Source organism: Allorhodopirellula heiligendammensis, from assembly GCF_007860105.1.
GTDB lineage: Bacteria > Planctomycetota > Planctomycetia > Pirellulales > Pirellulaceae > Rhodopirellula > Rhodopirellula heiligendammensis.
On sequence record NZ_SJPU01000002.1, the window covers coordinates 1449633 to 1466033 of the forward strand.

The 16401-nt window shown below is 58.5% G+C and carries 5 protein-coding genes; 1 reads left to right on the forward strand and 4 read right to left on the reverse strand.

What is annotated here, in order from left to right; genetic code table 11:
- Positions 1-28: 28 nt before the first annotated feature.
- The gene (locus Poly21_RS15770; RefSeq protein WP_302119125.1) at positions 29-1435 is read left to right on the forward strand and encodes an FAD:protein FMN transferase; all 1407 of its coding nucleotides are present in this window, start codon (positions 29-31) and stop codon (positions 1433-1435) included.
- Positions 1436-1452: 17 nt separating this feature from the next.
- Here the strand turns inward: Poly21_RS15770 and Poly21_RS15775 are convergent, their stop codons facing one another.
- The 4 genes from Poly21_RS15775 to Poly21_RS15790 all read right to left on the reverse strand — a co-directional run bounded on the left by Poly21_RS15775 (position 1453) and on the right by Poly21_RS15790 (position 16271).
- The gene (locus Poly21_RS15775) at positions 1453-1905 is read right to left on the reverse strand and encodes a DUF420 domain-containing protein (protein ID WP_146407890.1); all 453 of its coding nucleotides are present in this window, start codon (positions 1903-1905) and stop codon (positions 1453-1455) included.
- A gap of 229 nt (positions 1906-2134) precedes the next feature.
- Positions 2135-3304, reverse strand: coding sequence for an aminotransferase class V-fold PLP-dependent enzyme (locus Poly21_RS15780; protein ID WP_146407891.1), 1170 nt, complete (start codon positions 3302-3304; stop codon positions 2135-2137).
- A 29-nt stretch (positions 3305-3333) separates the two neighbouring features.
- Positions 3334-11793: an MFS transporter gene (locus tag Poly21_RS15785; RefSeq protein ID WP_146407892.1), complete on the reverse strand. Its 8460-nt coding sequence runs from the start codon at positions 11791-11793 to the stop codon at positions 3334-3336.
- Positions 11790-16271 carry a hypothetical protein gene (locus tag Poly21_RS15790; RefSeq protein ID WP_302119129.1) on the reverse strand — a complete coding sequence of 1494 codons (4482 nt, stop codon included), beginning with the start codon at positions 16269-16271 and terminating at the stop codon, positions 11790-11792. Before Poly21_RS15790 ends, Poly21_RS15785 begins: the two co-directional genes overlap by 4 nt.
- Positions 16272-16401 lie beyond the last annotated feature (130 nt).

A 16401-nucleotide genomic window follows, 5' to 3' on the forward strand; every position in this document is an offset into this window, starting at 1 on the left:
CGAGCGACTTCACAGTAAACTGATAACGATGATCCAGTCCGATCGCATGACGCGACGAGGTTTTCGCCCCGTCGCGTTTTTTAATGTCACTTTGACGCTTGTCCTGACGAGTCTGTTCGCTGCTGTTGCTCCAGGTCTCGCCATGGCGCAGGCTCCCCCCGGCAGTCTGTTGTACTTCGGTGGTGAGACGATGGGGACGACGTACAGCGTGAAGGTGTCGCGGCCGCCTGACGACGTGGATTGGAAATCGAAGGCATCGCTCGCAGTCGACGAGGAGCTCCGCCGCGTCAACGACCAGATGTCAACGTACTTGAAATCAAGTGAGCTGACGCGATTTAACGATTCGGCGTCGACGGATTGGTTCGAAGTCAGTCGCGAGACGGCCGAGGTGGTGCAATTTGCGTTGCATGTGGGAAAGAAATCCGAGGGCGCGTTTGATGTCACGGTGGGGCCCTTGGTTGATCGCTGGAGTTTCGGGCCTGGCAAACGCAATCAGGATGTCCCGAGCGACGAGGAACTCGATTCGATCGCGAAGCGAATTGGCCAGGCACATCTGTCCGCTCGGCTCGATCCGCCCGCGCTGAGAAAAGACATCCCGAACCTGAGAGTGGATTTGTCGGCGATTGCGAAAGGGCATGGCGTCGATCGCGTGGTCGACGTCTTGAATCGACTTGGTGCAGAGAACGTGTTCGTTGAAATCGGTGGTGAAGTACGGGTGACGGGGGATAAACTGACCTCCGATGGCAGCCAATCATGGAGGGTGGGGATACAGAAGCCCGATGCGATGAACAACGAGATTGTCGTCGCCTATGCGATGGATGATGTCGCCATGGCAACGTCGGGCGACTATCGAAATTATTTCGAGGTAGACGGTACTCGATTCTCGCATACGATTGATCCAGTCACCCATCGTCCAGTGCGTCACAACATGGCGTCGGTGACCGTGATCGCACCAACGTGCATGGCTGCCGATGCGTGGGCAACCGCACTCGACGTCGTGGGGCCCGAGCGGGCGGTCGCGTTGGCCGATGAGAATGACTTAGATACGCTGTTGATCACACGCGGCGGTGATCCGGCTGAAGCGGACGCTGGTACCAACGAGGCAGAGGAAGATCATATGAATTTCATTGGAACGGGATCTTTGGCGACGATTGCCGACCAGATGCAGCGTGGTAGCGTGCTCGGTCAGGCGAAAGCTGAAGAAGGGGCGGGATTTCTCGACCAGATGGGCCCGGTGCTGCTGTTAACGGCCATTGGGTTTGCGGCGGTTTTGGTCGCCATGGCAATTGGTGTCATGTTCGGGCGGCAAAGTATCAGCGGCTCGTGCGGTGGACTGAACGCACGAACGGATGAAGACGGCGTGTCACGCTGTTCGCTCTGCAGTTCGCCCTCGGAAGGCTGTGAAAAGCTGAGAGAGAAGATTGAGAACAGTTAAGCCGAGTCGTGATTTGCTCACGCGTAGAGCTGATAGAGCATTAGGTACACGAGCACGCCGGTGACCGAGACATACATCCAAATCGGAAATGCGTATCGCACCCATTTTTTGTGAGCCACGATGCGCCCATTCTTGGCTAAGTAAATCGCGCGAATCGCCAGGAACGGTACCGAGATCGCCAAGAGAATGTGCGGGATGAGAATCGAGAAATAGGTGATTCTCGCGGCCTGGGGAGCGTCTTTGGGAAACGGCCGATTCCACTGGCCGGTCGCTTCAAAGAGGGCTAGTTTGTGGAACAGGTAAAACCCCAGAAACGCGATGCTGACAAAGAACGCGTTGAGCATCAGTTTCTTATGTTTCTTTGCTCTGCCGTGTTTGATATTCCATAATCCCATCGCCAACAGCACAGTAGCGACAATGTTGAGAGCCGCATTGAGATGCGGCAAATAAAGAGCGAGAGCGTTCCACATGAGCAATTCTGCAGTGCCAGAGCGGGTGGGGGGAGGGTGGTGATGATGGTCGTCGTGTGCGTGCAAGTAAACTGGCAAGGCGCCGCGGAGTCAGGCGGGCCGCTGTGAGTAAGAGAACACGGATCGGTTCCCCCGCGGGTAAAACCTGCCGACTTGCGTGCAGGTACTTAGCGTACCGATAAATCGTTGCAGCGCAAGCCACCTCTGGGTATTCGTCGCGGTGCTGGACTCAGGAATCCACAATTTCCGAGAGGGCTTCAGCGAGCCGATCCAGTTCCTCGAGCGTGGTGCCATGTCCACAGCTGATGCGGAGCGTTCCGGTGTCTCGTGTGCCCAGACAGTCATGCAGGCGTGCGGCACAGTGATAGCCGGAGCGAACTTCGATTGCGAATTCGGCATCAAGGATTGCAGCAGCCTCCGCACAGGACAGCAATTCGCCAAACTCAATGCTGGCGATCGGCAACTCACCCCGCGCGCCCACGACGCGGCAACCATGGATTGATAGGAGGCGATCGTGTAGGTTGTCGGCGAGGATCTTCCAATGGTCGGGCGCGGTCGGGGGGCGATCGAGCGCCGCGTCCCAACCTGCCAACGCGGCAATGTTCATGCTGCCCGGTTCGAGGCGCCCTGGCATGGCGTGGGGCATTTCATCGGCGAGTCCATCGTGCCCGCTACCGCCCTGCATGGTAGGCTCGATGCGATCGTGTAAGTCCGGATGCAGGTACAACATTGCGATACCGAGCGGTCCGCCACTGCCCTTGTGGGCTGGCGCCGCCAAGACGTGCACGCCCATGGTGGCAACGTTGAGCGGAAGATAGCCAAATGTTTGCGCCGCATCACACAGCAAAATGATCCGATCCGCAGGTGATCGCGAAGCATTGATCTGAGCGATTCTGTGGCCGATTTCCGCGACGCGATATCGGATGCCGGTCACATTGGACGCATCGGTCAACGCCACCATTCGTGTGCGATCTTGCATGGCGTCTGAGAGGGCGTCGACATCGAGGTCGCCGTCGTCGTTGCATGCCACAATTTCTAGCTGAGCGCCAGCATGAGCGGTGGCACGGATGAGTGGTCGCAGGACCGAGTTATGCTCTGCTGCAGTAGTGATCACATGATGATCTCGGCCGACAATGCCTGGGATCAGTCCATGGATCGCAGCGTTGAGCGCCGCCGTGCAGCCGCTATGGAAGCTCACGCACTCGGAAGCCGACGCACCCATGCGATCGGCGAGTCGACGACGTACGCGTTCGCGGATGGAGACGGCATGCCGGGCGGCCGTATAGTTACCGCGGGAAGCATTAGCGCCCCAGTCACGCATGTAATCGGCCATGGCCTCGATGACGCCCGGCGCTTTGGGCCAACTTGTCGAGGCATGATCAAGATAGATACGCGTCAAGTCAGGGAACCCTTTCGCACGGAGGCTTTTTACTGGGGTGCGAAGCAGCGTTTCGCATGGCTGGCACCCAAAATCAATGCGACCATGAGCAGGCCGAGTGCGATCGGCAGCGGTATCAACACCATGCCGATGATACTCAACACCAACAGCCAGAGCGATGGGTGGAGTCCCGCTGCCGCCCACGGTTTGACTGCCGCCGCCTCACCGGCCTTCGCTGTCGATGGTTTCCCATGCGAGAGCAACGCAGCAATGGTCAGCAGACACGCCAGTATAAAGAAGAGTCCGCTTCGCATGACGAGTTGTCGAGTCTCCTCGCTAACATGTAAACGCTCGGCAGCAAGGATTTCGATGGGGAGCCGGCGACCGCTCCAGGCAAATGTCCAGCGATCGGCATACCCTGGTGGTTTGGTGATGGCGAGGTAGTCCGACCAAGTAATCAATGCACCCTCGTCTGCAAACGTATTGCCAGGAAAATAGCGTGTTTCCTGCGCGACGATGTATGCATCCATCTCCTGCCAACTGAGCAGGTCTCCAGGGGGGATGCCATCGGTCTGCCCCCATTGCGGCTCGGTGGAAGTCTCCGCATTGACAGGGGCATCGTCACCCAGCTCCCGACCAGCCGCGTGGCACAGCATTCGATAACGGGTAATCCAAGGCTTCAACCACACCGCGACCTCATCGTCACGTCGATCGGCCAAAGAGTCTGATGAAGCACGCATGGCTTTGACGACATTGGAAGCTAGCCATGCAACGCGAATATGGGGTGTGAGCGGTGTCGCAATGAGCGATTCTGCCCGTGCGTCATTGAAGAACGGCGTCGCACTTGGCGAGTGATCACGCTGTCGGCCGATCATTTCGTCAATCGATCGCGCAGTCAATGCATCGGAGGTTGGTAGCTGACACCAATTCACACTGGCTCGTGGAACATCCGAACTTAGGTCCATAAGGGACGGCAACAGCACATCCGGTATATCACGGCGAAGCGAAGTCACTACTTCGACAGTTTGACTGAGACGACTCAGCGGTAGTGAGATCTCCCACGTCACTGTGTCGCTCTCGCGAGGACTTTGCACTGACGGAGAGAACGTTACTTGTCGTAGATCAGCTTGCTGAGTTGCCGCCCACACTCCTCGGAGTTCCACTCCAGAGTCAATCTGCAATCGTAGTGAAGGCTGGTCTCCAGGAAGAACGTCAAAACGGCTGACCATCAATAGATTTTCATGTGCCGGGCGAGCTAGCACACAGTGATCGGTATGTAGCAGTCTCGCGATGCGATCCGTCCGCGGGAGCGTCTCCAAGTCGATGGACCAACGAGGGCTAGTGACCGCATAGACGGACAGTTCCGCGTCGGGCTCAGATGCGGACGGAGCTGCAGGAGTTGTGGTCGATGACGACGGTTCCAGGGCACGCAATCGCCAGCGTGGTTTCTCAATGGGACCAGCAAAGTTGCTGCGCCAGCGAACGTGTTCATTGGTCAGTCGTGTCGGCACGACCACATCAATACGATGTCGCCGGGCGTCCATGATCCGCAATTCGGGAACACTCACCCGAGTAATTTCGCTGACGGCTAATCGGCTGATCAGGCGAAACGTGCGAATATAGGCGGGTTGGGACTCCGTGAGGGACGCGTTGGATGCGTCTTTCGAGGAGTCGGAGTTGTTTGTCTGCCTTGGGATTGCCTGGAAGCCAGCTTCCGAGTTGTCACGTCGGAGTTGCAGACGCAGGACTTGCACTGCGGGGTCCAAGGTCGGTTGCCGCGACGACACGCAGAGTGGGTCAATGCGAAGAGATTCGCACCAGCGTGTGGGCAGTGCAATGTCCAGATAGTCCGGGCAGTACGCACTGGTGATCTGGCAATCGGTTTGAGCCGTCCAGCGTCCCTCCTCCCAGCGGAGGGTGACGCGGGAATCAATATCGAACGGTTGATCGTTCTTGCGGGTGCGAAATCGTGCGGACGACAACGTGTTGAGAGTGGCACCATCGGATTGGAAACGACCGACGAGAATTTCACCTTCCGCCAGCAGGGAGGCCGCGTCCACGCCTCCACCGGCCTCGAGTCGATCTCCCGAGGCTCTCTTTATCCAGCTCACAATGGTGTCGACATTTCGCGTGATCTGCAGTTCATGACTCTGCTGGAGATTGCTGGTCTGATTCTGATCGGTCACTTCTGCAGCGTTGTCGTGCTGAAGGTTTTCAAGCGACGGCACTGCAGCAAGTTTGCTGATGCTCATCAAGCCCAGCCTGTTGGGCATTTCGCCATTGGCATGCGGCACCATGGCATCGACGACGATATTAAAAGAGCGACGTTCGGTGGTTAGATACAGCGTCGTCGCACCGTCGCACCGCGTTACTGTCCAGGGTGGGGGAGCGACGGTCGCTGGCGGGAGGCTCGTCGGCTCGCCCTCCGCGATGCTCGTCTCGGAGTCACTGGCACCGAAATCGGTAACCGGCGACGTGGAGGAGGATTTTGATGATGGTTGGTGCGGCGAGCTGGCGGGGCTACCATCGGCCTCAAACTGCCAGTCGAGCAGCCGTGCCCGCTGGGGCAGCTTTACCATGTAGCGGACTGCGCCAACCGAGGGAGTAAACGTCGACGAAATCGGATCTGCTGCGGGCGTGCGCCGCCGCGGTTCCTCGTCCGGGGCGGTGACATGTACCAAGAACCGTACACGCTGATGGTTCGGTTGAATTGATATCTCATGCCGCGTCGCTACCTTCTCGCGAGGCCTATCGACCTGGTTGAGGGTCAGCTCACGGACGTTCCCCATGGCCGCGCCGTCAATCGTGCTCAGGTACCCGGTCCATTTGGCGTAAAACTGGTCAGTGGACAGCGGTTCGATCTCACTAAGGGTCGACCAATCCGGTTGCACATCATCAGCAAAAGTCCAGGCAACCCAAGGCGATGAGGTCGGCGGCCCACTGACATCGCTGGCAACTTCCGCGCTGGCACTGGTGTCGGTTGTATCCAGCAGCGTTGTCGCAGCGACGTTTGCCGGTGAACGAGATGTCGTGGCGGTACCATCACCGGTTGGCTGCGCTGGCAAGGTGTCGCGATCCATCACCGGATGTAGCATGATGCGAGGCATGACGATCCGCCACGAATCATCGCGTGGGGTTGCCAGGGTCCATGCCAATCGAATCGGACGAGTCGGTGATCCCAACGACATCAAACGCATGGTTTGCATGTTCGCTGATTCATCGCTGTGGCGAGAGAGGCACGTCCAATCGGTGCCAAGCAAAACGCATGGCTGGGATTCTTGAAAGGTCGATGGCGACGGATTCCTTGGCGAGTCCTCGGCAGCGTCTTCGCGAGCGACCGATACGGACGTGGGGAGACTTGTCGCCAGCGAGAGAGTGACCTCGGGAGGTAGCGGTTGAAGAGACTCCAGTTCACATTCAATCACGGTTTTTCCGCGTTCGGAGTGCACCCAGAATCGGTGATGCCACGCCGATTGGTCGTACCATGGCAACGCCGACTCATTGATTGCCGAGGGCTGTCGGGCGGTTTCATCGCGTGCCGCTGTCGGCGGGGATGGTGGGCGACCAACGCCATTGATGCCAGAGCCACGGAGTTGAAAACGTAGATCGAGTCGAGGCTGTGAGCCGAGCGAGATTACGTCGGATGTTCGTTCGTCGGGATCACTCACAACGACCGGTGATGCCGGTGTGTCCGCTGAGGTGGCATGATCCAGGATGGTGTCTGGTTTGAAATCGACAAACCAGCTCGTGGTAGGTGTGAGCAACATCACGTTTTCAACTGCATCGTTCGTTGTGACGACGAGATTAGCAGCGGGGAGCGGTGGCAGGTCGCAGGAGACCAGCACCCAGGGTGATTGCCAGCTGAGTTGGCAACGCAACGAGATCAAGAGTGTCATGTGTTGGGTATCGCGTCCGAGTGTAGGGATCTCGACCCACGCCCGGCCATTCGTCTCGCCACCCCAGCGGACCGTCATGGGGTCATCACTCGAGCCAGCCTGCAGGACACTATTGACTTGTTCGAACTGGTAAGGAAGTCGAATCCTGCGGACACTCGGTGGTAGCATCAATTCCAGTTTCGCCTGGAGAACGGCTGTTCCACTCTGAGAGAGCATCTCATTGGTTATCGTCGAGTTATCAGCAGTTGCCTTGCTCGATTGACCCGGGTTCAACGATTGGTTCTCCGAGGCATTTCGTCGAAGAAAGTCGTCGGTATCCACTATCGATTTTCCGCTCTCGAGTGGCGACCTTATTTTCAAACTATACGAAACCCGATCGATCATTGGGTTCTGCCATGACGAGCGATCGCTACTGAAATAGAGATCGTTGTAGAACTTTTCGGGGATATAGATTTTGTTTCCGAGAAGTTTTCCATCGCTTTGAAGGGGGACCAACACGTCGAGGGTCGGCACCGCGTTGTCTTCTTTTGATTCGGCGTGCTGGGTTGCGGACGTGGTCCGCGGGCCCGTCACCGGGAGCGTCGTGTCCTGTCCGTAGAGGCACTGGGTGCTAAAACACGAGCTTGCACCAGTAAACGCGAAAGCAATCCACATCCCGAGGCGAGCCGAGCCTAAGGATCTGGAATTGGATGCATCCTGGCGAGAGGGCGGATCGCCCGACTGGACCGCGTCCTTGTTCGCATGGCTGCCGCGTCTCCAGAGCACCGTCGTGGTTTGCATCGCTGCCAATGTCAACGGCAGTGCCACGAAAGTAACCAGGGGGAGCGTGGCTGCAGGCCAAAGAACAACAGCGATCGCCGTCAAGACCACACCCGCTCCGAGTACCCCCAGACCGTGACGGCCAGCCATGCATGCCAGACCGAGCAGCATCAGCGCTGCGATCCAGCCGATCCCAGACATGAACCCCATCGACAAGAGCAAAGGCGTTGCCGTTGGATACCACGGCCGGGCAAAATCAGGAAGCTGGAAAATACGGGTGCCGGTGGCGGCAAGGAGGTCATGCCGCGTATCGACGACCAACTGATCCACTTCAATCTCGGGAAATTGATACCAGCGGTACCAACTGCTCAGCGGTGCTTGCGAAATCCAGTTTGCTTCGATTCGCCTCCAGTGCGCCGCGTCGCTGGGAAACCGTGATGTAGTCTCTCCCGACTCGGTGGCGCTCGATGAAGAGTTGGCGGCCGCTGAGTCGCGAGAGACGGACGTCTTGTCGGCTGAAACCGATGGCTTGAGCATTAAAGGCGCAGGGATCACAACACCACGACCCGGCACAACGCGTGGTGTGACCAAGGAATCGTCACACCGCAGATCGACCAACTGTAGTGAGGGTGGGAACGCGAGCAAAATCTCGGAGTCCGAACGCACCAAGCATGTCATACGCAGGGTATCGGTGCCGGATACCGAGGCCTCTGCAATCAATCGCTGGCTGACCACCAATCCGGTTGGTGACCGGTGTGTACGGGGCATAACCTCGATCCATGGTTGATCGTTAGGGGCGTAGCGATAACGCGATGTCGTCGCGGTGAGCCGGGAGCTGGGCGTGTCAATTTCGTACGGGGGCCGCTCCCGCTCGCTACGACCATTTTGATGGGAATCAACCAGTGGAACCCCTTTAAGTGGTTCGGGATGGTCTTTGAGTTGCAGTGATGAATCAATCCAAATCTCTGCGGATTGAGAAGCCGCATCAGGTACATTCGGCAATCCAATGGCAATCGCGGAATCGGTAGTTGACGTCTTCAGGCGACGACGGCCGATCAACAGCGACTGATTGGTGAACTGCGGCGGCAACGCAATTTGCACTTCCCAGGCGTTCGCATTTTCAATGTATTGGCGTGTGACGGTATGCTGTGCCACGGGGGATTCGGCAGTTCCCGGTTGTAGCTGGACGAACCACTGCATCGGTTCCCAGGTCGGCTGCGCCATATCCGCTGGCGAGGGCACGGGCCCATGGTCATCCGTTTTTTCGGCGGTGTCGGGACCGTTTGAGCCGATCGATGGACCGTCCTCATCCGCCAAGGGAAGTGCGGCAAATCGCAGCCTAACGGCGCGGATTTCACCCGCAGTTCCTTCGGTTTTCAATTCCAGTGTTTGCCATAATGAATGAGCGTCGTCGGACGTTGGCCGAACGCTCGTTGCATGGGAGTGTGGGAGGGCGACCGGGGGTTCGCTGCCCGGCGGGGCAGCGCGGAGCAGTGTCCGCAGGGATACTGACAAATTGACGTCTGGTTTTTCGAGTGTCACCTCGGGCGTCGCTTCGATGGCACCTCCGAAGACGATCGCGTCTCCAGGCAGCGGTGCGAAGAAACGCCGCTGGGCCGCTGAAAGCTCGGGGAACGAGACTCGAGAGGGTTCAATAGCCGCTTTTGCCGACCAGCTGAGACCTGCCGGGGGCACGATGGTAGCCAGTAACTGACCCGGGCAATCATCGGCGCGCATCAACCATAGAGCTTCCGTGCGTTGATTCGATTCGTCGTCAACCGTGCGCTCGCGGTCATCTGGCGGCGTGCTCTTCTCCGCAGGATTCTGTGTGTTTCGCTGTTCTGGCGAGGCGTTCTCGGTCACATCGGTTGTCGTGGTCGCCGGCGGAGACACTTCCTCTGACGCGGTGGGGCGGGACGTGAGTGCTGCCTCGGGGTTCGCTCGGTCAGCAACGTTGGTCCTGCGGGCTCGCCCGCTGACGTAGACAATCATTCGATTATTAATGACTTCGTCGCCGCCAGGCCAAATCGTAATATGTCGTCGCTGTCCGGTGGCGGTACCGGTGGGCACGCTGCGCCGTCCTTCGCCCACGCCAATGAGCTCAAATTGAAAGCCATCTTGGAGTTCAAAGGTAACGGGGCCCAGGGACCCGGGCGGCATTTCGACCGTGATTTTACCTCGTGCCTGAATAGAACTCTCGTCCATCTCGAACCGCATCTGATGGTCTGCAAACACCAGCGCGTCATTGGAAGAAATGGAGACCGACCAGGGGGTGTCCGCGGTCGGTGCAGGACCCGATGCCATCCACGTCGCCGAAAAATCGCTGTGTCCTTGTTCGTCGTCGTTTGACAACTCGCCGGGTGAGTCAGCCGGTTTCGCATCTTCAAAGGGCAGACGCCGCAATGTCCATTCCGGTGGCAATCGTGCGTCGCTGAGCACGCTCCAGTTCGGAACCTCCAGTTGCACATGCCACGTTTGAGGGGGCAATACAAATTGAGCGGCCGGTAGCAACGGACGCGGAAGAGGTATGTGATTGCCTCGCCGATACGATACACCCTCCATCACCCAGCTCGTCGAGGTCATGTTGATCTCGCCGGGGCCGGCAGCGTCGCCGGGGCCGGTGGTGCTGTGATCGTTGGCCCAGCGGGCTGAGCTTCCGGTCCACACAAACGGGATGGGTACGTTGTCGCGACGCACCTCAGTCACCTCGCCATCAGCCCATGCCAGTTCGGTGAAGTCATGGGATCTGCTCGCGTCGAGTGTCATCCGGCAGGTCCAACGCAGTTGATCGCCTACCCATCGAGCTTGCAAGTGACATCCTCGCACGACGTTCGTGGAAAGCGAGCCCCTCTCAGTGCCGTCCGCGGGCCGTTGACGCAGTACCACAGGTTGCCCAGGGTTACTTTCAATTGCGTACCATGCCACGGGAGGAACGTTGTCCGACGAATGGGAGTTGATCTGGTCCAGGGTGGTCGCATCGAGATCCAACTCACCCCAAATTGGCATGTGTGAAAGCTCGATGAGCGAGCCTCCGTCGACTTCGAGTTCCGTGCCCTTGGCGACACTCAAAAAGAATTGTGTGATGGTTGCTTGGGGGAGTTGGAGGGTCCATTGACGTCCCTCTGGGATGTGTTGACAGCGAGCTGACCAATCAAAGTTGATGTTGCCTCCCGGTGTCCCCCACGCAAAACAGTCTCCTGCTGCATCACTGACAATTCTCGCTTCAGAACCAGCGCTCGGCTCCCCATCGCCTGTCTGAGCCCGCGGTGGTTGGATGAGATTGAAATTCAGCTCGCCGAGTCGGTATCGATGCCACGAAGAATGCGTAGGCCCCTCATCGGCTGCCTGGTTTTCTGTAGCGAGCTCAGGCAATGTCAATTGGCTGGCAATGCTATAAACATGATCCGACTGGATGCGGGCGACGATCGTCAGTCGAGAAACCGGTACGTCGCTAGGTGGTTGCAATTGTCGAGGATCGTCCCGTAATGCAATCCCCAAATCATCAATCGAGATGGGACGAAAACTCTCGGGAACGAGGTCTGCTAGCTGCGAGCCATAGAGACCGATCCAGCGGGGCGCATACCCTCGCCACTGCGGTTGGGAGAGAGGATTCGGTGGACGCGGAGATTTCTCCTCTGGAGCGTCGGTGTCGTCCAACGAGACGCCCTCGCCAGCATCGCTGGCGATTTCAGAGGATATGTCTAACGGCTCCTCCGGTGCATCTGCTGGTGGATTTGTGCCGGTTGGCTGGGAGGCCGGCGTGGTGTCCTGGGCAAGCCCCCAAGATGAACTGAATATGGATAGGATGCCAGCCAACGCCAGGTATCGGCATGCGCGTGGAAGACGCCGAATCACCGTACTGCCTCCGAGGAGTCTGAATCCGAGCGGGAATCAGTGGTGTGCAATGCGTCCGGGGGCGCAGCAGATTGCTTTTCGCTCGAACCGTCTGAGTCGGAACCCGACCTGGCTTGGGCAGCGGGGTTGGTACTCGGCATCAGCGAGATATCTTCCATGTGCTCCGGGGAGGTGCCGGCGTCATATGTTTGAGTCTCTTGCTGATCGTCGGTGGCATCAGGGGACGCTTGATCTGCTGATTTCGGAGGAGCAGCGGCCTGCGTGGAAACGACACGTTCGCGTTTAGAACTGCCACCAGGAACGACGACGCTATCGCGACTGCTTGACCGAGGCGGCAGGGCTCGCTGGCCATCTCGCGGCACCGCAATTGCGGAAATTGCATAAAACACAGCCACGAGCGTGAGCGAAATAATGACGAGTTGGGCCGTCAACACGATTCCGTCGGGGGCGATTATGAGCAGCCCTGCCAATGCGATCGCGAGGACAAAAGCCATCAGTGATTGGTGAAGTCCTGGGAACCACTGCGCCGCTGCGGCGAGCAATAATACTAATCCTCCAATGGCGAGCCAGAGCACTGTTCGAGACACGGTGATGGCCGCAAACGACAGCACGTTGCCTGCGAAAAACAGGTATCGATTTCCTGGGACGGCGAATGTCGCATTGGACAGAGATTCTCGCATCGCGACCTGCAGAATCGCGTCGGATACTCCATCGGATGCGCTGGAGTCCACATCGCTGTCAAGGGTTTTTCCGTCTGACGCGCTCGCGACAGCAGCACCCGGCGAACCGCCTGCGGCACTCTTTGTGGTGTCAGTGGTGGTATTATCTCCGAACTGCCAATCCAGGTCCAAGGCCCAACGCGTGAGGTCGGTATCGCTGACGGTCGGCACCCGGGATAAATTCAATCCATCACGTTTCCACCGCATCGCCCGACCGGATTGATTCGATGCCCAAAACAAGTGGGAGTCTGTGGGAACCACCAATTGCCAGTACTGCAATCCCGAGCCAACAGGCAATCGAATCAACGGTTTGGTATGCGATGTCCACGGATTGTTCTGTTCCTCCACCCAAATGCGGACATCAAGTAGATGAGCCGACTGAGAGGTTTCGGGTAAGTCGATTCGTATTCCTGTGGCGTCGCGTGTGCTCGCGGCTGGGGCCCCATCGAGCTGGACCTCTACTCGAATGGTTTGCAAACTGGCGGGCAGGCCCAGCCGGACACGCCGTCCGCCCCGCACCGTTGCCATCAAGTGCTCGTGGCGGAAATGTTTCCCCACCAAGCTCCGTAAGTACGCACGCGGGATCTCGGTCAGTTTCTCTTCGCCTAAGCGGCTGCGCAACACGATCGGAATAGGGAAATCAGGGATGATTTTGAACGTCCAGTTGCTCGCGTCGGTTGAGTTGGGCGTCGAATCAAGATGCTGCGCATTGGTAGGCGAAAGTTGGAAGCCACCTGTTTCGGCAAAATCTCCCAACGATCCATCCATGTCAGCAAGGACGCGCCAGAACACCCCGGCGGAGTCGACTACTCCGAGCGGCATCGTGATTTTTAGGGGCGCCGGCAAGTCAATTCGATCGGCGACCGGAATCGGTACCGCCAGCAGTCCGTGGATCTCCCCTTGATCAACGCTGACGGAATCATCCGAAGGTGAGTCGTCCGTTGGTGTGACAGGGAGTATGCGTTGTTCCAGCACCAGCTCAACTTGCTGAGTGCCTGTGGCCAGCTCAGGAGAGATGATTTCGTAGATGTGATGATCTGCAAATTCGGATGCCGAGGTGGGCTCAGCCAAGGGCCCCCGCACGCTTGCAGGACTGCCGTCAACCATTGCCGTCCAACGCAGGGGAGCCTCCCCGTGGCGGGGCAACGTCGACGCTGCCGCTTCTACACCGGCATCTGCGGATATCTCGTCGCTGCTTGATGGATGCGTCGGTTCGGCGCCTGAAGGTGAGGCCGCTGACGCTGACGTGGGCGGTATGCTCGTCTCTGGCGAAGCGAGATTGCCTAAGGCGGGGACGGCGAACTTGAGACGGCCTTCCAAGTCCAATTGGCTGGTGATCTTCCACTGAGAGCGGATAACCCACCGGTCCGCCGACTGCGCGGTGGTTACCGCCCCGCTCCACTTCAATTCCAACGGTCGCGTGGCAAAGCTACCATGGAGTGACCACGGGGATTCAGGGATCAAAAAGCGAAATTTGGATTCGTTCTGGCCGGGAATTCGCTGCAGGGCGGGACTGCCTGCCAAGTCAACTAGCCAAGCTTCTCGATGATCATCAGCAAGCGCCAATCGTACGTCACGCAGTACGGTGGCCGAATCGGTGGACACTAAACGTGGCAAGGTTAATGAATCCAATGGCGGTGCGTTGGCCGTGGCCAGCAACTCCGCGCTGATCTGGTAACTCGTTGGCCAGTTCCCATCGGAAGTATCAACCTGCCATTCGACGCTACCGTCATTCGAGGTGACTTCCAATTCGGTGCTGGCGATGTCGGTTTGGATACCGATTAGTTGCCAGGGTCCCAGTTCCAGCCTGAGCCCCTTCGGATCGATCCCCACACCACCGGCTCGCACGTCAAGTCGGACTCGCGCCGCACGTCGCGTGACGGACAGTTCCGCGTCCGCCGATAACCGAATCTGCTGCTGTTTACGCGACAACCAGATCGGTAGCTCAAAACGTGTCTGGGTGAAGCGAAATGGGTAAACCAAGTCGCCATTGCTGGAATTCGTCTGGGCCGCAACGACAGCATCGATGCCCATTCGTGGACGCCAACGCAAGCGATGATCTGCTGCGGTGCGAATCGTCACTTGTCCTCGATGCCCGATGGCATCGGTGACTTGGGGAATTCGCAATACCCAGGGATCGGTTGCCGTGGCGTCGGAGGGGAACTGACGCATTTGCAATCGGAGGCGGACCGACGAGGGAGCTTGCATTTGCTCCGTCCCAATCCATCTCACCACGATTCGCGTGGCATCTTCCTCATCGCTCGAGGCCGCGGCGTTGGTTCCCGGGTTTTGGTCCCATGAGGATAGCTCGCCGCCGTCCGCTCGAGAGATAACCACTTCCCACCATGCCGAATCGGAGGTGCCGTTGGCAGCACCGGAGGTGTCTCGCGACTCGCTCGATGCCGAGACGATTTCGGGTGGCGATACGAGCACCGCGGAGGCCGGTAAACGAATTTCGCAGCCCCGCAGAGGCCCTCGCAAGTTTTTGGTCACCAGGCGAACGTCCATCGTAGGTGGTTCAGTAGGTGATTCCCATTGCAACTGAGTTTCGGACTCGACTTCCAACAGGTCTCCGGTATCGCCCTCGCCTTCTGCCGCACCGCTGACTCGCAGCGCGATCACGCCACCATCGCACTCAACCGTGTAGCGATCTGAGCCTTCGAGTCGCCGGGTGACCTCACGCCCTGAGCCGACCACATCCAACAGCGCGATGTCGCCGTCATTGTTGGCGTCGTCTAACTCCAACTGAATCAATGTGGATACCGCAGGCAGACTGAGTGGCAACCAGGACTGGCCGGGGGGAGTCATCCAGACGCGAGCGGAAAGCTGGAGATGTACCTTCACTACCAACGAAGTTCGCGGTGACAAAAACTTCTCGAGCAACGAGTCAATCGGCAATACCAATTGATATCCCCCGTCGCGGCGGGAGAATCCATCACCCTCGACGCCCATCGCTTGATGAAGCACCGTGGGAAAGGTTGTTGGTCGTGATGATAGGTCGGTTGGTGCGCCGCTGACGACACCAGTGTTACTGGATGGGACTGGGGCGCTGCTGTAGAGGCCCGCAGCGGTTTGCTCCAGGGTCTGCCGGGGGGCCAACCGCACATATGCCCCAGTCACCGGCTCGCCATTGGCTCCTGCGTCCGGGGTGGCCAAATTTTGGATAGCCTGATCCATCAGCGATGCGTCGCGCTGAGCGTTTGCGGCCGGGACAAAACGGACATCGGCAGCCTGTAGGAGATGCGCGCCGGCAAACCCGATGTCGACAATGACCGACCTGCCTACGGTTTCCCGGACCGCTGCACCGTCCAACCGTACCGCGAGTTCCGCATTCCACTGCGCCCGTGCCGGGCCCATCGTCCCCGCGAGAAACAATCGTTCGAGGGTCGCGATTTGATCGCCCGAGCGACCTCCGCGGTCGAGCCGTCGCAGCCGGTCGATCTCTTCAAACGACATCCTCGGCATCACCACGGGGGTGTTTGATTCGTCCTGAAACAGGAACGCGTCGGGCCGAATACCCTCCAGTTGTTCAGGCCACGGCGTCGTGTCTTGTAAAAAACCTGGCGGTGGCAATGTCCCCGGTGCTTGTCCGTATCCTACTGCGGAGCTCAGCAACAGCATCGTCACCAGCAGGCCGACCGCACGCTTTGACATAGACGCGGCAAGCCGTTGCGACGAGGCTACGCAGCGATCGACCGGGGGCGTGTATCGCACCAGTCGCTGTGAAACAAGAAACAATTTGAAAGACAAGAAAATCACTGCGAAACCAGTGAGAGCAATTCACGGCATGGCCACCCTCAGATAGGTGGCCATGATTGAGGTACAGACAAGGTGGACGCGAACCATCTGATGAAAACGCTAAGTGCGCCCGTGCTCCGCCGGACACATG

Coding starts and splice junctions, on each gene's coding strand:
- Poly21_RS15770 (WP_302119125.1), top strand. CDS start 29: ATGATCCAGTCCGATCGCATGACGCGACGAGGTTTTCGCCCCGTCGCG.
- Poly21_RS15775 (WP_146407890.1), bottom strand. CDS start 1,905: ATGTGGAACGCTCTCGCTCTTTATTTGCCGCATCTCAATGCGGCTCTC.